The sequence below is a fragment of the Orrella daihaiensis genome, from assembly GCF_022811525.1.
Taxonomy (GTDB): Bacteria; Pseudomonadota; Gammaproteobacteria; order Burkholderiales; family Burkholderiaceae_B; genus Algicoccus; species Algicoccus daihaiensis.
The window spans coordinates 890,818-911,037 of sequence record NZ_CP063982.1 but is presented as its reverse complement, the minus strand read 5'-3'; the positions used below and the strand labels follow the sequence as shown (position 1 = coordinate 911,037).

Here is a 20,220-nt window from a genome sequence, read left to right as displayed (position 1 = left end):
TCGATTCAGTCCTGATAGTGTACCGGAAGCATGCCGTGGCGTGCGCACTGACCATTGCCTGCCTGCTAGAGAAATAACTGCACTATCCAGCGGCCCAAAGCCATAAAAGGCTCCAGAAACATCCACAGACTGCCAGTGACCAACAGCACAATCAAAATCATCATGCCGTAGGGCTCTAGCCTGCCGTACTGCCAGGCTAGTTGATTGGGTAGCAGGCTAAACAAAATGCGGCCACCATCGAGTGGTAACAATGGCAAGAGGTTTAAAGCCATCAACACCAGATTGATCTGGATTCCAATGACTGCCATTTGGAACCAGAAGCTTTCCCGGCCTGCGCCTGCCTCTAGCAGCAGGCGCACAGACATCGCCCATAAAACAGCCATGAACAAATTCGCTGCAGGCCCTGCCAAGGCAACCCAACGCATATCTCGCTTGGGGTTCTTTAGTCGACCAAAGTCAACTGGCACAGGCTTGGCCCAACCAAACAGCAGCGGCGGTCCACCAAAAAGTTTTGACATCAGCAAGATACCCAACGGCACAGCAATGGTGCCCACCGGATCAATATGCTTGGTCGGATTTAAGGTCACTCGGCCCGCGAGGGTGGCAGTAGGATCACCGAACACACGGGCCACATAACCGTGGGCAGCCTCATGTAACGTGATCGCAAAAATCACTGGCAAGGCATATAAAACAATCGTTTGAATCAAGTCTTCCATTCCGGACATCTCACTGCCTCATAATCCAATGCTGGCCGGGTCGCCCGCGCCAAGTCGCAATATTTCGGGTGCGCTGCCAGACAGATCCACGATCGTGGTCGGTTGCCAGGGACACCGGCCAGCGTCAATGATGCCGGCAAGCTGTTTGCCAAAAGCCTCACGCACATCCTCAGGATCCACGAGCGGCGCATCCTGGCCGGGCAATATCAAGGTCGTGGCCAATACCGGTGCGCCCACAAGTTCGAGCAAGGCGCCCGTGACCGGATGATTGGGTACCCGTATGCCAATTGTTTTACGTGATGGATGCGACACTCGTTTAGGTACCTCTCGGGAGGCGGCCAGAATAAAGGTCCATGGCCCAGGCGTCGCATGCTTTAAAAGCCTGTACTGCTGATTGTCGACTTTGGCAAACTGACCGATTTCTGACAAATCACGGCACAATAAAGTCAGATGATGCCGCGAATTCAGACCGCGGTAGCGCCTCAACTCATCAGCGGCCTGTTTGTCATCGAGATGAGCCACCAGGGCATAACCAGAATCGGTTGGAATAGCCAGCACCCCACCATCGGCGATCAACGCTGCAGCCTGGCTCATCGCTCTGGGCTGTGGGTTAGTAGGGTGAACTGCAAAAAACTCTGTCATGCTCAGCAAACACCGAATAAATACCAGAGTCCAAGCCTAACACAGCAGAGCTTTGATTCGGTGGTTAAAATGCTCAATCTTTGTCCCCGTAGCTCAACTGGATAGAGCACCCGCCTTCTAAGCGGGTGGTTGCGTGTTCGAGTCACGCCGGGGGCGCCATCAGAACAGCATGCCCGAGAACACCAGCCAACGACAAATCCTATTTTCCGTGCTCGCGGTCATGGGTGCCATGTTGTCGATCGGGTTCGGTGCCTCGCTGGCAAAAACACTTTTTAGTTCGGTTGGCCCTTTGGGAACTGCGGCATATCGAATCACAACCGGTGCCATGATCCTGCTGATTTGGTTTCGCCCATGGCGCTGGGTGACCTCTAGAGCTGATTGGCAGCGGATCTTGCCCTACGGTGCCATGCTGGCCATGATGAATTTGCTGTTTTACGCTGCACTGGACACCCTGCCCGTTGGCGTGGCAATCGCTATCGAGTTCACTGGACCACTGGCATTAGCGATCTTTAGCTCACGGCGTGCCGTCGACTTCCTCTGGGCGGCACTCGCTGTTCTCGGTCTCTTGCTACTAACACCCGTATTGAGTGCTGACCAACCGTTAGATCCAACCGGTGTGGTGCTCGCTCTAGGTGCCGGTGCTTTCTGGGCCGCTTACATCGTACTTGGCAGACGCGCGAGCCATCTACGCGCCGGACAAGTCACGGGTCTGGGCATGACGGCAGCAGCGGCCATGGCCTTGCCTTTCGGCATAGCACAAGCTGGCGCAGAGCTTTTAAATCCCAGCTTACTGGCCACCGGCCTATTCGTTGGACTTTTGTCTTCAGCCATTCCCTACACGCTTGAGATGCATGCGCTGCGCTACCTCCCCACTAAAACCTTTGGGGTGACGGTGAGTGTTGAACCGATGTTTGGAGCGATTGCTGGCGCTATCATTCTGAGTGAAACACTCAGCTTGGCACAAATACTGGCCATTGGCTGCATCATGGCGGCAAGCGCCGGTTGTACGGCAACGGCTATGCGACAAGCCAAACGCAGCTAAACCAAATGGAGACCGTAAGAATGTCCGATGCACTAGCCAAAATCTTTGCGCCACACGGCAGCCTGCGCGTAAGCATCAACACTGGCAACCCCATTCTGGCCAGATCTGACGGCGGCAGCGCTGCTGGTGTTTCTGTCGACCTTAGCCGTGAACTAGGCGCACGACTCGGTGTGCCCACAGAACTGGTGGTGTTTCAAACAGCAGCCGACTCGGTTCAAGCGCTCGAGTGCGGCAAAGCTGATGTTGGGTTCTTTGCGATCGACCCAAAACGCGGCGAGCAAATTGCTTTTAGTGCGCCCTATGTGTTGATTGAGGGTGCTTACCTCGTGCGCCAAGACAGTCCCTTGCAAGCCAACGAGGAGGTCGATCGAGACGAACATAGAATCATCGTCGGCAAAGGCAGTGCCTACGACCTCTTTTTGAGCAGAAACATAAAACATGCCCAAATAGAGCGGGCGAGTTCCTCGCAAACGGTGGTCAGCACGTTTCTTGAAACGAACGCTGATGTCGCCGCTGGTGTCAAGCAACAACTCGAATCAGATATTGTCGCAAGACCTGAGCTGCGGCTTTTGCCGGGCCGGTTTATGGTGATTCGGCAAGCCATGGGCGTACCAAAACAATATGGCGAATCCGCCGCCAGTTTTTTGCGGCAATTCGTTGAACAGATGAAATCATCGGGATTTGTGCAAACAGCTCTGGAGCGTCATGGCATCAAGGGGGCTGGTGTGGCACCCGCAGCAGATCCTCATAGGGATCCATTAATTGCGGATCTGTGACATCAAAATAACAACCTCGATTACAACAAAGGTGAGGCCAGCCAGATAAACCGATTTCGCAGCCTCACCCAAAACGGTCGATTTGCCAATTCCGCCAAGGTTGCTCGTTTAGCGTGATTGATTTTGTTGTCAATCGATTTAGCTAGCGCACGCGCCAACTCGTGATCAAACACTTCTATGTCAAGCTCGAAATTCAGTCGCTGACTTCGGGGGTCAACATTAGAGGAACCGACATAGCACCATTGATCATCCACAGTCATTAACTTGGAATGATCGAACGCGCCATTGGCACGCCAAACGTGAACCCCGCCATGCAACAACAGGTCAAGTTGCGCTTCCATGGCAGCACTGACAAGCTTCAGATTGTTATTGGCCGGAATCACAATATCGACCTGCACACCACGCCGGGCGGCGGTGACCAACGCGCCAATCAGCACCGGTTCTGGCAAGAAATACGGCGACTGGATGCGAACATGATTACGCGCCACGGAAAGTGCTCCGAGCAGCATCGATTGGTTACGTCCGATGGCGCGGTCTGGCCCGGACAACACGACCCGAATCGGGACACCTTGCACCACCGATTCCGTTGGGATTGACGCGAACCAGGCCTCACCCTCTAATCGCTCTCCGGTGGTGAACTCCCAATCATGCGCAAAACTCTCCATCAAATGTCGCGCTACCGGCCCGCTGACTTTGAAATGAGTGTCGACTGCCACATCATCGCCAGCAAACTCGCGCATGAATCCTTCGCGAATGTTCATGCCGCCCGTCAGTGCCAAGTCGCCATCCACAACCAACAGTTTCCGGTGACTGCGCATGTTGGCGTATACCAGCCGTAGACCGATCGCTGTAGGCAAAAAACGGCCTACCGCGATGCCAGCATCCTGAAGCATCCGCGTAATCGGTGGGCGCGAGTATTTGGCACCGACTGAATCAATCAATACCCGCACCTTCACACCACGCTGCTGGGCATCGATCAACGCCTGCGCGATTCGAATCCCGATGCCGTCGTGATCGAATATGTAGCTTTGCAAGGCAATCGAGGTACGAGCTGTTGCGATGGCTTCCAACATGGCCGGATAGGTTTGATCACCACCTACGAGCATCTCAATTTGGTTGCCACGCAGGACCACATTTTTATTGACCTCATTGCCCAGACGCTTCAAAGGCTTGATGTGATCATCAAACGCCTGTCCAAGATGTTTGACTTCGAGACGATCAATCGACTCACGCCCTGGCTGAGCCAAACGCCGCTGCTGGGTGACGCGTGCACGCCGCACCCGGTTTATCCCGGCGAACAAATAGAATGTGGCGCCTAGCAGCGGCGAAAGTATCACCACCGCAACCCAACCGATGGCCGCCCGCACGTCTTGCTTGGTCATGGCAGCGTGCACGGCTGTGGCCAAACTGGCCAGGATGGACACCACTAAAACAATGTGTGGCCAATAGCGCTCCAGCAACTGCCCGATCTCATCGATCATGTTAATATCTACGTCCTTTGGTGGCTGTAGCTCAGTTGGTAGAGTCCCGGATTGTGATTCCGGTTGTCGCGGGTTCGAGTCCCGTCAGCCACCCCAGCTTCCCCGACCCCGATCTCTATCTATTCGTCTTCAAGTTTGTCCCATTAGAACCCGTTCTCTTTTTTCCAGCTTTCAAACAGCGCCACTGTCTCCGAATCTGTTGGCGGGTAGAGACCCAGAATGGATTTGCCCTGTTTAACGCATATCATCACAAAGTCTTCAAACACCGTCATATCGGCAGCAGCCACGGCGAGCTCATCGGCGATCTCGGCCGGGATCACAATCACGCCGTCAGCGTCACCGACGATGACATCCCCCGGAAAAACCGGTGCATCACCGCAGCCGATGGGGACGTTGATGTCAATTGCCTCATGCAGGGTCAAATTAGTCGGTGCCGATGGGCGTTGGTGATAAGCCGGGATTCCCAGCACGGCAATTTCGGCTGAGTCTCTAAAACCGCCGTCGGTGACAACCCCAGCCACGCCACGTTGCTTGAGCCGGCTAACCAGGATACCTCCAGCCGATGCAGCGCGAGCATCCTTACGACTGTCGATCACCATGACAGCACCCGCCGGGCATTGCTCGATGGCCTGGCGTTGCGGATGTTGCCGATTCTGAAACACTTCGATTCCATTTCGATCTTCACGGGCGGGCATGTAACGTAAAGTAAACGCCGGGCCCACCATGTTCTCATTAGCCTTCGATAGTCGTGAAACGTTTTGAATGAACTGGTTTTTCAAGCCCCGCTTAAACAACAACGTCGCTAGTGTTGCCGTGCTGACATGCATCAGGCGCTGTCTGGTTTCGGCTTTCAATTCTTTCACGAGAAGTCTCCAATCATATTGATCTGTCGCCAATTCGGTCGCACACGGTCAGGATTTAAAAAATATCAGGCTCACCCACTGGCTTACCGAACTCGGTTCTCAGAAAGTCGAAATCACAGCCCTCATTAGCCTGCTCAATGTGCTGTGAGAACATCCACCCGTAGCCGCGTTCAAACCTTCGCTCGGGAGGCGTCCAGGCTTCACGGCGCTTTTGCATCTCCTGGTCCGATATCTCAACCCGGATAGTTCGGTTAGGCACGTCAACCGTGATCATGTCACCAGTTTTAATCAGCGCCAAAGGTCCTCCCACATAGGACTCAGGCGAGATGTGCAACACACAAGCACCGTAGCTAGTGCCACTCATGCGGGCATCTGACAAACGCAACATGTCACGTACACCTTGCTTGAGCAACTTTTTAGGCATCGGTAGCATGCCCCACTCAGGCATACCCGGTCCTCCTTGCGGACCCGCGTTACGTAGCACCAACACATGATCAGCCGTGACTTCGAGGTCATCGCGATCGATCACCGCTTTCATCGATGGATAATCATCAAATACCAAGGCGGGTCCCGTGTGCTGATGCAAGTGAGCCGGACAGGCGCTTGGCTTGATCACACAACCATCGGGCGCCAGATTACCCCGCAACACGGCAAGTGCGCCTTCAGCGTAGATCGGATTATCAAGCGGCCGAATCACGTCATCGTTATAGACCTGCGCATCAGCGATGTTCTCGCCCAGAGTTTTGCCAGTCACCGTCATTGCATCCAGATGCAAATGATCCTTTAGACGTGACATCAGGGCTGGCAGACCGCCCGCGTAATAAAAATCCTCCATCAGATACTCATCACCGCTTGGCCTGACGTTAGCAATGACGGGAATAATTCGGCTGTACCGATCAAAGTCGTCTAGGCCAATATTGCACCCGGCACGCCTGGCCTGAGCGATCAAATGAATAATGGCGTTGGTCGAGCAACCCATGGCCATGGCAACCATGATCGCGTTCTCAAACGCTTGATGAGTTTGAATTTTATTGGGCACGAGATCTTCCCAAACCATCTCAACGATGCGCCGGCCGCTTTCAGCCGACATGCGTACATGGTTGGAGTCCGGCGCTGGAATAGAAGAAGCGCCCGGCAGAGTCATCCCCAAAGTCTCGGCAATGGCAGTCATGGTCGATGCCGTTCCCATGGTCATGCACGTCCCGTGACTGCGCGCAATGCCCCCCTCGATTTCGGTCCAATCTTTGTCAGAAATCAGTCCGGCGCGGCGATCATCCCAATACTTCCAAGCATCTGAGCCAGACCCAAGTATTTTGCCGTGCCAGTTACCACGCAGCATCGGGCCGGCAGGGATGTAGATCGCAGGTACACCCGCACTCGTGGCCCCGAGCAATAAACCAGGTGTCGTCTTGTCGCAACCACCCATGAGCACCACGCCATCTACCGGATGACAGCGTATTAACTCTTCAGCATCCATGGCCAACATATTTCGGTAGAGCATGGTGGTGGGTTTGACGAACTGCTCAGCCAGCGACAGGGCTGGCAATTCGATCGGAAAGCCGCCTGCTTGGAGAACACCACGTTTCACATCGTCCACACGCTGTTTGAAGTGCGTATGACAGGGATTGATGTCAGACCATGTGTTGATGATGCCAATGACAGGTTTGCCCTTCCAGTCGTCGGCCGAATAGCCCATTTGCATAGCTCGGGACCGATGACCGAATGATCTCAAATCGTCGGGTGCAAACCAACGGGCGCTGCGAAAGGTCTGTGCTGACCTTGTTCTATTGTTTTGTTGACTCATGTTGTTCTCCGGTACACCACTTACTCGTGAAAGTTGCATCAGGCACCAGTTTCCACATCTCGACTCGATAGCGGGTGACAAAAATTGGATCAAGATGCGCCAAAAACGCCACTGGCTCCTTGGCTTCTGGGTAAGCCACAAACCAATACGTTCGATTCGGATTCTGGCATATCCGCGGCAATAACTGCTCTGGTGTAATCAAAACCTCTTTAGCTTTATCCGGTACATGTTCACCAGCCTCTGCCAATTCATTTCGCCATGTGTCGCCTGCAGGTAAGGCCGGCCAGTTAAAGACCACCCAGGCTGGCTTGGGATCCCTGGTGTAGAACTGCATATCAAACGGATACACATCCAGAAACACAAACTGGTCATCGACCGTCATCTCGGACTGGAACTGTTGCACGAATGGCTTGGAACTTCGGTCGTTAGCAAACAAGAATACGACCAAGGCAATCATGCAGGCTGTTACCGCTGCTATCAATGTGATTACCGTCCAACGAATATCCCGCTCTGCTCGTAGCCCGTTCCACGTACCCACAATCACTTCAGCAATCAACACTGCCAATGCGGGCAGCACTGGCACTGTGTAGCCGATCAGTTTGGATGTCGGGATCGAAAAAAACACCACGATCACCACAATCCACAAACCCATCAACCAAAACCAGCTTCGATCAAACGTGATTTCACCGCGCTGCCAACCAAAACGAAACAACCAGATAGACCATGGCAGACTCATGCCAAATACAACGGGTATGAAAAACCAGAATGGTTGCTGCTGGTTAAAACCGTCACTGAGATAACGTTCGAAGTGCTGATACACAAAAAAGTAGTGCAAAAAGCCGGGGTAGTAGATTTCCATCAACACGAACCAGGGCACCATGATGGACAAAAACGCCAGCCAAACGCCTGGCGCCAACAGCACTTTGAGTCCAACCCATCGCCGCGTCGCCAGAATCCAGAAAAACAGGACGCCGCCTGGCAGTACTACGCCGATCAAACCTTTAGACAAGACAGCAAATGCCGCTAAAAAACCTGCCGCAATCGCAAACCAACTCGCACGAGGCTCGCCGGCAGCGGCCCGCGACACCGCCTCTGCACCAGCCAATATCGTCAAAGAAATCATGCCAGCGACAAGCATATCGAGGTTGGCATACTGCGAGGCGCCGTAGTAGTAGGGCATGGTGATGAGCGCCAACACACTGACCGTGGCCACTTCAACGCCACGGTGACGGCGTACAAACAAGTACAGTGCAACCACTGTTAACCATGAGATCAGGATGGAAGGCAGTCGTGCCGACCACTCATGTACCCCAAACAACAAGAACGCGGCCTCATTGAGCCAATAAAACAAAGGCGGCTTGTGAAAATATGGCAAGCCGTTCAAAAGTGGCGTCCAGGTGCTGTCAAATCGAACCATATCCCAGGCCACACCAACGTAGCGACCCTCATCAGGAATATGCAACGACCTTGGCCAGCCAAAAATACCGAGCCAAACCAGGGTGCCTATCAATAGCCAAATAGCACCACTTGGTCGCATGAGCGCTGCCCAACCCCGGCACAGCCATGACATCAATTCGGCAAATCTGGAGTTATTTAAATCAGTCGATGACAAATCCCATACTCCTTATGACGTAGCGACTGCCCAGCTAGGCAGGTATCAGTTCACACAAAAATACTTTCAATCATACCGACAGCATCAAAGACTCAAACATATGGTCAGACATGGCCAAGAATCAGGACGCTTTTTTCTGGGTTAAGAAATCCAATGCTTTGCCAGCAGCGGCGAGCCCCATGGCAGCTGTAACAGTCACCAGTGACCCATAACCAGCGCATGCCAGGGGCATTGAAATACCGGCAGACGCAGGCAGGGAAACCGGACGGTGCGCCGGTTGCTCGAACCAGAGCACGTTCACACCCATGCGTATGACCCGTTTTGCCTGAGCACCAGAGAACCCATGGCGCTTTCGCAGGGTCGAACGTAAACGTGCCAGCAAAGCATCGTGAGTACTGTCGCGCAAATCGCCATATCGAAGTGTCAAAGCGTCAGTCTTGCCGCCAGCCGCACCACACACAATCAGCGCCTGTTGCCTTTGTCTAGCCAACAGCACCATGGCCACCTTTGCTGACAGTTGGTCGGTACAGTCGAGCACCACATCCGAAGTGGGCGGCAACAGCGCATCCGCATTATCCGTCTCGACGAATTCCTCCACGGCACTGACAGCGCAGGCTGGGTTGATCAAGCCAATGCGCTCACTCATCGCTAACACCTTGGCTTGGCCAAGGGTCGTGTCCAAAGCATGTACCTGTCGATTGATATTGGACTGCGCGACGTGATCGAGGTCGATCAGGGTCAGTTGCCCCACCCCACTTCGGGCCAATGCCTCTGCTGCCCATGAGCCGACCCCACCCAAACCGACCACCGTGACGTGACAATCCCTCAAGGTATCCGTGACGACATGCCCATATGCACGGTCAACCGAACCGAAGCGCCGCTCAAGATCAGCCGGACCAACCAAGTCCGTTGCTTTATCTACAAAAGATGTCATTGAATTATCGAATAAAAAATATCGAGGAACCTGTCGGCATCCCAGATGGCGCAGGATGTCGGATGTGGTTGGGATTTTGACACGAGAAGAGGCTAGTACGCTGAAATTGCAGCGAATTTCTAGACAAAAGATAGCTTTCGAGCGCACAATCGGACATTCGGAGATCAGTCACTCAGGTCAGCGTCACCTTGCGTTTCTCACTGCAATTACCCAAACACCTACCACACGCAGTCATATGGTGCGTGCTGATTATGCTCATGCATATCGCGTTAACAGGTGGACGCGTATCGGTCATGCTCAATGCAGTGCAGCTTGGAATCAGCAAGGTCGGCGTGGGCATTCTGATTGCTTGCTTTGCGATCTTGCCCATGTTTTTAGCCATCACGGCGGGGAAAAAAATTGACGCCCATGGCAGCTTTCGAGCCATGTGGCTAGCCTCCCTTATTTCAACGATCGGTGCGTTTGTACCTTGGGTTTGGCCCCACTGGAGCACGTTGGCGATTGCCGCCATCTCGATTGGCATTGGTCACATGGGCTTTCAAATCGCCGTTCAAGGACTGCTAGGAGACAGCGATCCAGTTGTGCGACTCAAAAACTATTCCTGGTTCGCCATGGCCATGGCGGTCTCCGGGTTTAGCGGTCCACTGATCGCAGGCTTGTCGATTGACTATATCGGGCATCACTGGGCATTTTTCATGCTGATGCTTTGTCCGGCAGCTGCTTTTTTTGCGGTTAACCGCTTACGACCGATATTGTTAAAAAGCCATCAGCCCCAATTAAAGCAAGAGCAATCCAGTGGCATGGGCGATCTATGGAAGATTCGCTCTTTGCGCTACGCCCTGATATCAAACCTGCTGTTAGCTAGCGCCTGGGATACCCACTACTTTGTCGTGCCCCTGTATGGCGTACAACTTGGCTTTAGTGCCACGACCATCGGTTTCATTCTGGCTGTGTTTTCAGCGGCGACGTTTGTGATTCGCATACTTTTACCCTTTATTCAGAAATGGGTAAAACCTTGGGCAATGATTCATTTTGCGATGATTTCAGCAGCAGTGTACTTTGTGATTTATCCATGGATGAGTCAGGCGTGGGTTCTGATGATGTTGTCTTTTATGCTGGGCTTGTCGCTGGGCAGCACGCAACCGAGCATCTTGAGCCTGCTCCAGCAACATGCACCAGCGGGACGCCGAGCCGAAGTGTTCGGCATGCGTATGGCTTTGGTTAACGGCTCGCAGGTATCAATGCCGCTGGCATTTGGCGCGTTAGGCGCAATCTCGGGCATCATGCCGTTATTTTGGTTGACCTCTGTTGCTCTGGCGACTGGCGCTTGGCTAACGCGACGCAGCGGCAAAGACAGTGACAAGTAATTCTTCAGGGCCCTGACTCGACATCGCAGCGAAGACCATGACCGTCATACCGAGCCAATCCAGCGAACTGCCCGCCCCCTCTGAAGCGCCCACCTTCCTGACAGATGATCAGCGCCATGCGTCGATGCGACAGGCCCTTGCCGGGTGGTCAGGCGATACCGATTTATGGATTTACGCCTACGGCTCGTTAATCTGGAACCCCGAGTTCGATTTCCGGGAACAACGCTTGAGCACACTGCGAGGTCATCACCGCGCGCTATGCCTTTGGTCACGTGTGAACCGGGGCACGCCACAAACCCCAGGGCTGGTGTTCGGACTCGATCGTGGTGGCTCCTGTCGTGGTGTGACTTTCAGAATTCCGGCCAGCACAGTGCCTACAACCTTTGAAGCACTCTGGCGCAGGGAAATGGCCACTGGCGCTTATCACCCACGTTGGCTGCGCTGCGAAACCGATAGTGGGCCGGTTAAGGCGTTGGCGTTCGTGATCGATCGCAGCAACCCGGGGTATGTACGTGGGCTTCTAGACCACCAAACGGTAGAGATTGTTTGCCGAGCCAGTGGTTCATATGGACCCTGTATAGACTACGTGGTACAGACCCATCAGGCTTTATCAGCCGCCGGTATTGAGGACAAAAAGCTCGCGCGTTTGGCAATAAGGCTGCAAGAACGGTTGGCCACTGACTATCGCTAGATGTATGTGGCAGTACACTACTCGTATCGTTATTACTTGCTCAAAGACACAAGACCATGTCAGTTGCTGATATCAGACAGAGTTACGAAAAAGGCGAATTACTTGAATCGCAAGCCAAGTCATCTCCATTCGATCAGTTTGAGATATGGATGAATGAGGCTATTGCCTTGCCAGCTGCTGAGCCAACCGCGATGACTCTAGCCACAGCGGACTCAACCGGCAAACCAACCGCCAGGATTGTTCTTTTAAAGGGCTATGACACGCGCGGCTTTGTGTTCTACACCAACTATCAATCACGCAAGGGCTGCGAGCTTGCGGACGAGCCACGGGCCACTTTGCTATTTTTTTGGCAGCCACTTGAGAGACAAGTACGCATCGAGGGCGTTGTAGAAAAAGTCAGCCCCGAAGAGTCTGACGAATACTACCAAAGCCGTCCGCTAGGCTCCCGTATTGGCGCATGGGCATCGGCACAAAGCCAACCTGTCAGCATTGAACAGCTCAAAGCCAAAGTCGAAGAAGTCTCCCAAAAATATGGTGATTCGCCACCTAGGCCTGATCACTGGGGTGGCTATCGCGTCCGACCTACCTATTTTGAGTTTTGGCAAGGCAGGCCATCACGTTTGCACGATCGGCTAGCCTACCAACAAAGCCCCGATGGCGAATGGATCATCGAGCGTCTGTCTCCATGATTGCTCGGGCCCCTTCCTTTAACGATCGCGAATTTAAGCAGGCATTGGGCCGGTTTCCAACCGGAGTCACGATCGTAACTGCTCGCGACCAAACTGGCGTGCCTGTCGGCTTAACCGTCAGTTCATTTAATTCGGTTTCTTTGAATCCGCCACTCGTGGTTTGGAGCCTGAAGCGTTCCTCACATTCGTTGGCTGTATTCGAGCAATGTGAACGTTATGTCATTCAAGTACTAGCCAACGATCAACTTGAGCTAGCCAAACGATTTGCCAGTGGCACCCCAGCCGAACGATTTTCTGGTCAAAGACTTCTCGACTGTCCCAACGGTGCACCACGACTCGATGCGCATTGCGCGGCCTGGTTCGAGTGCTATAACCGACGCTTCTATGAGGAAGGTGATCACATTGTGCTCATTGGAGAGGTTGAAGCCTGTGCGCACTCAACACGCGCGCCGCTGATCTACCATGGCGGTGGTTACGATCTCACGCCTGGTGGTTAAACCATGAGCAAGGACATTGAGTGCATCGTCATCGGGGCCGGCGTTGTTGGGTTAGCGGTAGCACGCGAACTTGCGATGCATGGCCTCGAGGTACTGGTTACTGACCGAGCCGAGGCCATAGGCACTGGCACCAGCTCGCGAAACTCCGAGGTGATCCACGCAGGTATTTACTACCCAGCCAACAGCCTTAAAGCTCGCCTGTGTGTGCAGGGCAAGCACATGCTTTATGACTATTGCCGCGCGCGCGGTGTCAATCATCGACAGCTAGGCAAACTGATTGTCGCGGCCGACGAGTCTGAGCACGACACACTAAAAGGGATCTTGCAAAAAGCAAACGCCAATGGCGTCAAAGACCTTCAATGGCTTGACGCCAAACAAGCCCGCGCCCTTGAACCTGCACTTGCCTGCACCGCAGCGCTGCTCTCGCCATCAACCGGCATCATCGACAGCCACGGACTCATGCTGGCTTATCAGGCAGACGCAGAAAACGCTGGGGCGCAATTCGTGTTTCATTGCCCATTTGAGCATGCCAAAGTATTGCCTGAAGGCGGCTTCGAAGTCTCTTTCGGTGGCAAAGACCCGATGACTTTAAGCTGTGACATACTGGTCAATGCAGCTGGTCTGCAGGCGCCGGCGACGGCAAAACGAATTGATGGTTTGCAACCAGACAAGGTGCCGACTGCTTATTTATGCAAGGGCAGTTACTTTAATTTGCAGGGTAAAGCACCCTTCGATCATCTCATTTATCCGGTCCCTCAAAAGGCGGGGCTTGGTGTTCACTTGACACTGGACTTGGGGGGACAGGCCAAGTTTGGGCCCGACACCGAGTGGGTTGAGACAGAGAATTACGACTTGGACATGTCACGCAGTGAAGGCTTTTATGACGCGGTCAGACGCTACTGGCCAGACCTTAGAGATGGCGCACTGCAGCCGGGCTACACCGGCATCCGACCAAAAATCTCGGCGCCAACCGAGCCGGCAGCGGACTTTGTTATTTCTGGACCGGGGGATCACGGCCTGAAAGGCCTGGTTAATCTGTTTGGCATAGAATCACCTGGTTTGACAGCCTCCATGGCCATCGCCCAGGAAGTTCGTCATCATCTTGTTGATTCTTTAGAAAAGCCTCATGAGCCCCACCTCACCTGACTATATCCTCACCCTCTCTTGCCCGGATCGCATCGGCATCGTCCACCGCATCAGCGGCTTATTGCTTAATCATCAGGGCAACATTCTTGACGCCCAACAGTTTGGGGATGAGGAAACAGGACGCTTTTTTCTGCGTGTGCACTTCACGCTAACCGATGCAAGCATTGATGTGGTTAAGTCTGACATGGCGGAGATTGCCGACGCATTTGACATGACATGGCAAATTCACGGCGCGCAGAGCAAGGCCAGACTCATGATTTTGGTGAGCAAGCAGGGACATTGCCTGAACGACCTACTGTTCAGAGTACACAGTGGCCAACTCAACGCCGAGATCGTCGCGGTCGTCTCCAACCACCGCGATTTCGAAGGCTTGGTGAACTCACATGGCGTGCCCTTTCATTACCTGCCTGTCACTGCGGACACGAAAGCGCAACAAGAGTCGGCAATTCTCGAACTGATCGAAAGCCTGAACGTCGATTTGGTGATACTGGCGCGCTACATGCAAATCCTATCGCCGCAGCTGTGTCAGGCATTATCCGGTCGCGCCATCAATATTCACCACAGCTTTCTGCCAAGCTTCAAAGGTGCCAAACCGTACTACCAAGCCCATACCCGGGGCGTGAAACTGATTGGTGCCACAGCGCACTACGTCACGCCTGATCTCGACGAAGGTCCCATCATCGAACAAGACATCGAGCGGGTTGATCATGCCATGAGCGTGCAGGATCTGACGCGTGTGGGCAGTGACGTCGAGTCATTGGTTCTGGCGCGTGCAGTCAAGGCTCACATAGAGCAACGCATCTTGCTCAATGGCAGCCGTACCGTCGTATTTAGGTAGTTCTCCAGTAGCCAGAAATGCCTATTGCCCGTATCCTTAGCAAATAAATGGTCGTGGCGATACGCAAGCATGCAAGACATTGATGAATTACCGCTAGAACAGTGGGCTGAACAATTACAACGAGCGCGTATAGACGCCGGCCTTGAGAGAAGTGGCCTGGCACAAGCTTTGATGCTATCTAGCGCACAGTTACAGGGACTTGAAAGCGGTTCACTATCAGCGTTTCATGGCCCAGGCTACTATATTCGTGCGGTTGAAAAGTATGCTCGGCACCTCAACATCCAGCTAGAACCACCGGTCACCGAGCTCAGACTCACTGACAGCCAGATCGCGTTAAATCGCGTCAAAAACTCACCCTCGGCTGCCAAACTTGCCAAGCGGGAGTCGCAAACGCTAAGCGCTGACGCCCTGCCTGGCGCTTCAAGACCAAGCAAAGCTGGTGTATGGCTTGGGGCTCTGCTGCTGATACTGATTGGCGCCGGCACTTGGCTTGCGATCAAGGAGGGTTGGCTTGGCAACCGCAAAGATACGGTCGCGCAAACCGTTGCAGACTCGACGATCAAAGCTCAAACACCCGCAACAGCGGTGCCGCCCACAGTTGAGCCTGCCGACCCGGTTTTGCCCAAGCGCGAGCAAACGCCAGCGATAGCCGAAACATCTGTGACGCCGACCGCAAACGTCCAAATCGTCACTGAAGCAACAGCAGTGGTGACCCCGAGCCAGCCGGAATCCGGTGTCGCAGCAGTCGCACAAGCAACCACAGGACCCATCGCTGAACCCGCAACCGAGCCAGCACAAGTGCCTGAGCCAGTATCCGCGCAGATATCTGAACCGCAGCCTGCAGTAGCAGTGGCCACTGAATCCGAGACGAGACCACAAGCTGCCGCATCACCGGCACCCGAGGTCATCGAGGCGCAATTCAATGCTGACTGTTGGGTAGAGGTCAGATTTACGGATGGTCGGGTAGAGCAAGCTATCTACAAGCCCGGGCAGACTTTGAGCGTACCAATTGCCGAAATTAGCTTGCTGACTTTTGGAAATGCACAGGCCGTCAGTGCATCTCGCGCGGGCAACCCCCTGGAGGTGAATGCATTCACAAGGGGCGGCAACAACGTCGCACGTCTCTCAGCCCAAGACCTTCGCTAGACACCAGCTTTACGATGGTCGCACGCGCTCAAAGCTGGCTTGGGCAGCTTGATTGATCCATTGCTCAAACGCCTGCAGTGCTGCCGTGACCTCATTGCGCATTGGATAGCCGAAGTAATAGCCCTGCGACACTGGCAGTGGCTCGCTAACTGGCATGACCAGATCTCCGCGGTCAAGTAACTGCTGCACTAAAAATCGCGGTACAAGCCCCACACCTAAACCCGCCTGGGCAGCCGATAAAACCATCGCAAACATCTCATATCTGGGACCACCTGCGGCCTCGGCCGGATAGGGGACGGCGACATGCTCATACCATTGACGCCAAGCGTCTGGCCTTGAATTCAAATGAAGATGCGTTAACTGCGTCAGGTCCTGGGCTGACCCCAAATTAGCCAACAGCTGTGGCGAACAAATCGGGACCAACTCCCGCTCGGCAAAGAGCAAACTGCCCTGCGTGCCCGGCCACGCCGCATGGCTGTGATAGATCGCTGCATCAAAGGGCTCATCGTCAAACTGAAATGGCAGCGTTCTGAGCGACAAACTGACCGATATGTCCGGATAATGCCGCTGAAAATCTTTCAGCCTCGGGATGAGCCAGTTAGCTGCCAGTGTCGGCAAAACCGCGATGTGCAGTCTGCGACCCAGGCTCGCTCTACTCATGAGACTAAAGGTATCTTTCTCAATTTGATCAAGATGTTGACGTATTCGTCCGGCGTATTCAGCACCTGCATCGGTCAATACGATGCGCCGCCGCACCCGGCTAAATAATTCGACACCGAGCCGGGCCTCCAGAGCGCTTACCTGACGATGCACCGCGCTGTGCGTCAGAGCAAGCTCATCAGCTGCCCGGGTGAAGCTGCCCAGACGCGCGGTCGCCTCGAATGCCTGCAACGCGCTTAAATTAGGGATTCCTTTTCTCAAGGGCACCTCGTCATTAGAAATTGCGATCACAACACAACATTGTGCAATTTTATCAATTGCAATGTGCAATATATGAACATATTCTAGTGAACAAATAACCAACATAAACACGACGGGACACAAATTTATGGCAGCCAATCAACCACTTGCTCGCACTGGCGGGCAACTCATCGTCGATCAACTCGTCGCCCAAGGGGTGGAGCATGTGTTTACAGTGCCCGGTGAGAGCTTTTTGGCGGTACTCGATGCGCTAGTGGACGTGAACATCAACGTCACCGTTTGTCGTCAGGAAGGCGGTGCGGCGATGATGGCTGACGCCCACGGCAAACTAACCGGGCGCCCGGGTATTTGTATGGTCACGCGAGGTCCGGGAGCCTCTAACGCCCTTGCTGGCATTCACATTTCGAAGCAAGATTCGACGCCTGTGATCGTCTTTGTCGGTCAAATCGAGCGTGGTATGCGTGAGCGCGAGGCTTTCCAGGAGATGGATTACCGCGCTGTATTCGGTCAGGCCGCAAAATGGGCCACTGAAATTGACGATCCCGCCCGCATTCCAGAGGTGCTTTCGCGAGCATTTCATGTGGCCGTCTCGGGACGACCAGGTCCTGTCGTCATCGCTTTGCCTGAAGACATGTTGGTGCAGACTGCCACCGTCACGGATGCGCCTTACGTGCAGGCTATCGAAAGCGCGCCGGCCGCAGGCCAGATGGCCCACCTTGCCGAACGGCTTGCAGCGGCCAAATCACCGGTTGCCGTGCTCGGTGGTGCGCGCTGGACACCTGAGGCCGTCAAGCAGTTTGCCGATTTCGCACAACGCTACCAGTTACCGGTGGCCGCGTCGTTTCGGCGCCAAATGCTCATTGACCATGAGCACCCTTGCTACATCGGCGATGTGGGTCTGGGTATCAATCCTGAACTACTGAAGAAGCTGCAACAGGCTGATTTATTGCTGCTCGTAGGCTCACGCATGTCAGAGATCCCCAGCCAATCCTATACATTGCTCGATATTCCTGTGCCTAAGCAGGCACTGGTTCATGTCCACCCAGATAGCAATGAACTCGGACGTGTGTATGCGCCCACTTTGGCAATTAATGCATCGCCGGCGGCATTCGCTGCCGAATTGAGCAGTTTGCCGGCACCCGCACAAACGCCTTGGGCATCCGACACGCAGCGGCTGCACGACAACTATCTGGCCTGGAGCGATGCCTCGCAAGTGACGGTTCCAGGTGAGTTGCAAATGAGCGGTGTGATGGCGCATCTGGAATCAACGCTGCCAGCTGATGCCATCATCACCAACGGTGCTGGCAACTACGCGACGTGGGTACATCGGTTTCATCGATTTAAGCAATACGGCACCCAGCTGGCACCCACATCTGGCTCAATGGGCTATGGGTTACCCGCGGCGGTTGGAGCCAAGCGTGGCCAGCCTGACAAAATGGTCGTGTGCTTTGCTGGTGACGGTTGCTTCATGATGCATGGGCAGGAATTTGCAACTGCGGTTCAGTACAACCTGCCCATCATCGTGCTGATTGTCGATAACGGCATGTACGGCACGATTCGTATGCACCAGGAAAAGCACTATCCGGGTCGGGTATCGGCTACGCACTTGCAAAACCCGGACTTCGCAGCCTATGCCCAGGCCTTCGGTGGCTATGGCGAGCGTGTAGAAAGGACCGCTGATTTCCCTGCAGCATTCGAGCGTGCCGTCAAAAGCAACAAACCGGCCATCTTGCACCTGATCACAGATCCCGAAGCAATCACACCCACCACCACGATTGCCAAGTTACGTGCGGCAGGGCAAAGCAACTGAGCCGGGCACGAACACTTTCAATCCAAACAAAACGCTTTCACAGGAGTACAAACAATGTCCGCAGCCTCTTTTAATTGGTCTGACCCCTTATTGCTTGATGGCCAACTTACTGAAGACGAGCGCATGGTTCGCGAAGCCGCCTATGCTTACTGTCAGGAAAAACTTTTGCCACGCGTACTCGAGGCATTTCGTCATGAAAAGATGGATACCTCCATCTTTCCTGAAATGGGTGAGCTTGGCCTGCTTGGCGCCACGATTCCGACTGAATATGGCGGCGCTGGCCTGAATTATGTTTGCTACGGCTTGATTGCGCGTGAAGTGGAACGGGTGGATTCAGGCTACCGCTCAATGATGAGCGTTCAGTCCTCGCTGGTCATGGTGCCAATCAACGAATTCGGTAGCGAAGAGCAAAAGCGCAAGTACCTGCCCAAGTTGGCAACGGGCGAATGGATAGGTTGCTTTGGCTTGACTGAACCCAACCATGGTTCTGATCCCGCAGGCATGGAAACCCGAGCCGTTAAAACAAGTGATGGCTACAAGCTGACCGGCAACAAGATGTGGATCACCAACTCACCAGTGGCTGATGTCTTTGTGATCTGGGCCAAGTGCGTGGGTGGTGACCACGACGGGCGTATCCGCGGTTTTATTCTGGAAAAAGGCATGAAAGGCCTGTCAGCCCCGGAGATTCACGGCAAAGTGGGGCTGCGCGCCTCGATGACCGGTGAAATCGTGATGGATGGGGTTGAGGTCGGTGACGAGCAAATGCTGCCTAACGTCACTGGCTTGAAAGGTCCCTTTACATGCTTGAATTCAGCTCGTTACGGCATTGCCTGGGGTGCGCTCGGGGCTGCCGAGTTTTGTTGGCACACCGCCCGCCAGTACGTACTCGATCGACAGCAGTTTGGTCGCCCCTTGGCCTCTAATCAGTTGATCCAGAAGAAACTCGCCGACATGCAAACCGAGATCACACTGGGCCTACAAGGCTGCTTGCGGTTGGGGCGCATGAAGGACGAAGGGACCGCTGCCGTTGAAATCACATCAATTATGAAACGCAATTCCTGCGGCAAGGCACTTGATGTTGCTCGTACCGCTCGCGACATGTTGGGTGGCAACGGCATCTCTGACGAGTACGGTATAGCGCGTCATCTGGTTAACCTCGAAGTGGTCAACACCTATGAGGGCACCCATGATATCCACGCCCTGATTCTAGGTCGTGCGCAAACTGGTATCCAGGCGTTTTTCTAA

Annotated in this window: 19 protein-coding genes and 2 tRNA genes; 13 read left to right on the top strand and 8 right to left on the bottom strand. The window is 54.1% G+C overall.

The genetic code is table 11. The features are described from left to right. Nucleotides 1–65 precede the first annotated feature (65 nt). Both DHf2319_RS13100 and DHf2319_RS04405 read right to left on the bottom strand, forming a co-directional pair. Nucleotides 66–716, bottom strand: coding sequence for a site-2 protease family protein (locus DHf2319_RS13100; protein ID WP_243480003.1), 651 nt, complete (start codon nt 714–716; stop codon nt 66–68). 18 nt (nt 717–734) lie between these two features. Beyond that, complete coding sequence (locus DHf2319_RS04405) at nt 735–1,358, bottom strand: L-threonylcarbamoyladenylate synthase (RefSeq protein ID WP_243479611.1); 624 nt, start codon at nt 1,356–1,358, stop codon at nt 735–737. A gap of 82 nt (nt 1,359–1,440) precedes the next feature. Between DHf2319_RS04405 and DHf2319_RS04400 the strand changes: the two genes are divergently transcribed. From DHf2319_RS04400 to DHf2319_RS04390, 3 genes are all read left to right on the top strand, one after another. Then, nucleotides 1,441–1,517 (top strand) — tRNA-Arg (locus DHf2319_RS04400). 10 nt (nt 1,518–1,527) lie between these two features. Next, on the top strand, nt 1,528–2,400 hold the full coding sequence (locus DHf2319_RS04395; RefSeq protein ID WP_243479610.1) for an EamA family transporter: 873 nt from the start codon (nt 1,528–1,530) through the stop codon (nt 2,398–2,400). Nucleotides 2,401–2,420: 20 nt separating this feature from the next. Next, the gene (locus DHf2319_RS04390; protein WP_243479609.1) at nt 2,421–3,176 is read left to right on the top strand and encodes an ABC transporter substrate-binding protein; all 756 of its coding nucleotides are present in this window, start codon (nt 2,421–2,423) and stop codon (nt 3,174–3,176) included. Nucleotides 3,177–3,196: 20 nt separating this feature from the next. Here the strand turns inward: DHf2319_RS04390 and cls are convergent, their stop codons facing one another. Beyond that, nucleotides 3,197–4,654: a cardiolipin synthase gene (cls, locus tag DHf2319_RS04385; protein WP_243480002.1), complete on the bottom strand. Its 1,458-nt coding sequence runs from the start codon at nt 4,652–4,654 to the stop codon at nt 3,197–3,199. Nucleotides 4,655–4,677: 23 nt separating this feature from the next. Between cls and DHf2319_RS04380 the strand changes: the two genes are divergently transcribed. Beyond that, nucleotides 4,678–4,753: transfer RNA gene (locus tag DHf2319_RS04380), tRNA-His, on the top strand. A gap of 47 nt (nt 4,754–4,800) precedes the next feature. Here the strand turns inward: DHf2319_RS04380 and DHf2319_RS04375 are convergent. The 4 genes from DHf2319_RS04375 to DHf2319_RS04360 form a co-directional block, all read right to left on the bottom strand. Further along, entirely contained in the window at nt 4,801–5,511 is a 711-nt protein-coding gene (locus DHf2319_RS04375; protein ID WP_243480001.1) for a ribonuclease activity regulator RraA, read from the bottom strand. A 64-nt stretch (nt 5,512–5,575) separates the two neighbouring features. After that, nucleotides 5,576–7,324, bottom strand: coding sequence for an L-arabinonate dehydratase (gene araD, locus DHf2319_RS04370; protein WP_243479608.1), 1,749 nt, complete (start codon nt 7,322–7,324; stop codon nt 5,576–5,578). Next, nucleotides 7,305–8,936, bottom strand: coding sequence for an ArnT family glycosyltransferase (locus DHf2319_RS04365; protein WP_243479607.1), 1,632 nt, complete (start codon nt 8,934–8,936; stop codon nt 7,305–7,307). The genes araD and DHf2319_RS04365 overlap by 20 nt, the downstream gene beginning before the upstream one ends. A 121-nt stretch (nt 8,937–9,057) precedes the next feature. Next, the gene (locus DHf2319_RS04360) at nt 9,058–9,870 is read right to left on the bottom strand and encodes a tRNA threonylcarbamoyladenosine dehydratase (RefSeq protein ID WP_243479606.1); all 813 of its coding nucleotides are present in this window, start codon (nt 9,868–9,870) and stop codon (nt 9,058–9,060) included. 257 nt (nt 9,871–10,127) lie between these two features. Here DHf2319_RS04360 and DHf2319_RS04355 point away from each other — a divergent pair, with 257 nt between their 5' ends. From DHf2319_RS04355 to DHf2319_RS04325, 7 genes are all read left to right on the top strand, one after another. Next, nucleotides 10,128–11,237: an MFS transporter gene (locus DHf2319_RS04355; RefSeq protein ID WP_243479605.1), complete on the top strand. Its 1,110-nt coding sequence runs from the start codon at nt 10,128–10,130 to the stop codon at nt 11,235–11,237. A gap of 124 nt (nt 11,238–11,361) precedes the next feature. Continuing rightward, nucleotides 11,362–11,928, top strand: coding sequence for a gamma-glutamylcyclotransferase (locus DHf2319_RS04350; RefSeq protein WP_243480000.1), 567 nt, complete (start codon nt 11,362–11,364; stop codon nt 11,926–11,928). 56 nt (nt 11,929–11,984) lie between these two features. After that, a complete protein-coding gene (gene pdxH, locus DHf2319_RS04345) occupies nt 11,985–12,617 on the top strand; it encodes a pyridoxamine 5'-phosphate oxidase (RefSeq protein WP_243479604.1) in 633 nt (210 codons plus the stop codon). After that, nucleotides 12,614–13,114 carry a flavin reductase family protein gene (locus DHf2319_RS04340; protein WP_243479998.1) on the top strand — a complete coding sequence of 167 codons (501 nt, stop codon included), beginning with the start codon at nt 12,614–12,616 and terminating at the stop codon, nt 13,112–13,114. The genes pdxH and DHf2319_RS04340 overlap by 4 nt, the downstream gene beginning before the upstream one ends. 3 nt (nt 13,115–13,117) lie before the next feature. Continuing rightward, nucleotides 13,118–14,260 carry an NAD(P)/FAD-dependent oxidoreductase gene (locus DHf2319_RS04335; RefSeq protein ID WP_243479603.1) on the top strand — a complete coding sequence of 381 codons (1,143 nt, stop codon included), beginning with the start codon at nt 13,118–13,120 and terminating at the stop codon, nt 14,258–14,260. Then, a complete protein-coding gene (purU, locus tag DHf2319_RS04330) occupies nt 14,241–15,098 on the top strand; it encodes a formyltetrahydrofolate deformylase (RefSeq protein WP_243479602.1) in 858 nt (285 codons plus the stop codon). Before DHf2319_RS04335 ends, purU begins: the two co-directional genes overlap by 20 nt. A 69-nt stretch (nt 15,099–15,167) precedes the next feature. After that, the gene (locus DHf2319_RS04325; RefSeq protein ID WP_243479601.1) at nt 15,168–16,244 is read left to right on the top strand and encodes a helix-turn-helix domain-containing protein; all 1,077 of its coding nucleotides are present in this window, start codon (nt 15,168–15,170) and stop codon (nt 16,242–16,244) included. Between the two features lie 9 nt (nt 16,245–16,253). On the opposite strand, the gene DHf2319_RS04320 is transcribed toward DHf2319_RS04325, so the two are convergent. Beyond that, entirely contained in the window at nt 16,254–17,165 is a 912-nt protein-coding gene (locus tag DHf2319_RS04320; RefSeq protein WP_243479600.1) for a LysR substrate-binding domain-containing protein, read from the bottom strand. 127 nt (nt 17,166–17,292) lie between these two features. Between DHf2319_RS04320 and DHf2319_RS04315 the strand changes: the two genes are divergently transcribed. Both DHf2319_RS04315 and DHf2319_RS04310 read left to right on the top strand, forming a co-directional pair. Further along, on the top strand, nt 17,293–18,975 hold the full coding sequence (locus DHf2319_RS04315; protein ID WP_243479599.1) for a thiamine pyrophosphate-binding protein: 1,683 nt from the start codon (nt 17,293–17,295) through the stop codon (nt 18,973–18,975). A 54-nt stretch (nt 18,976–19,029) separates the two neighbouring features. After that, nucleotides 19,030–20,220 (top strand): acyl-CoA dehydrogenase, encoded by a 1,191-nt coding sequence (locus tag DHf2319_RS04310; RefSeq protein WP_243479598.1) that lies wholly within the window; start codon nt 19,030–19,032, stop codon nt 20,218–20,220.

Coding starts and splice junctions, on each gene's coding strand:
- DHf2319_RS13100 (WP_243480003.1), bottom strand. CDS start 716: ATGGAAGACTTGATTCAAACGATTGTTTTATATGCCTTGCCAGTGATT.
- DHf2319_RS04395 (WP_243479610.1), top strand. CDS start 1,528: ATGCCCGAGAACACCAGCCAACGACAAATCCTATTTTCCGTGCTCGCG.
- DHf2319_RS04390 (WP_243479609.1), top strand. CDS start 2,421: ATGTCCGATGCACTAGCCAAAATCTTTGCGCCACACGGCAGCCTGCGC.
- DHf2319_RS04335 (WP_243479603.1), top strand. CDS start 13,118: ATGAGCAAGGACATTGAGTGCATCGTCATCGGGGCCGGCGTTGTTGGG.
- purU (WP_243479602.1), top strand. CDS start 14,241: ATGAGCCCCACCTCACCTGACTATATCCTCACCCTCTCTTGCCCGGAT.
- DHf2319_RS04355 (WP_243479605.1), top strand. CDS start 10,128: ATGCATATCGCGTTAACAGGTGGACGCGTATCGGTCATGCTCAATGCA.
- DHf2319_RS04315 (WP_243479599.1), top strand. CDS start 17,293: ATGGCAGCCAATCAACCACTTGCTCGCACTGGCGGGCAACTCATCGTC.
- DHf2319_RS04360 (WP_243479606.1), bottom strand. CDS start 9,870: ATGACATCTTTTGTAGATAAAGCAACGGACTTGGTTGGTCCGGCTGAT.
- pdxH (WP_243479604.1), top strand. CDS start 11,985: ATGTCAGTTGCTGATATCAGACAGAGTTACGAAAAAGGCGAATTACTT.
- DHf2319_RS04405 (WP_243479611.1), bottom strand. CDS start 1,358: ATGACAGAGTTTTTTGCAGTTCACCCTACTAACCCACAGCCCAGAGCG.
- araD (WP_243479608.1), bottom strand. CDS start 7,324: ATGAGTCAACAAAACAATAGAACAAGGTCAGCACAGACCTTTCGCAGC.
- DHf2319_RS04350 (WP_243480000.1), top strand. CDS start 11,362: ATGCGACAGGCCCTTGCCGGGTGGTCAGGCGATACCGATTTATGGATT.
- DHf2319_RS04310 (WP_243479598.1), top strand. CDS start 19,030: ATGTCCGCAGCCTCTTTTAATTGGTCTGACCCCTTATTGCTTGATGGC.
- DHf2319_RS04325 (WP_243479601.1), top strand. CDS start 15,168: ATGCAAGACATTGATGAATTACCGCTAGAACAGTGGGCTGAACAATTA.
- DHf2319_RS04340 (WP_243479998.1), top strand. CDS start 12,614: ATGATTGCTCGGGCCCCTTCCTTTAACGATCGCGAATTTAAGCAGGCA.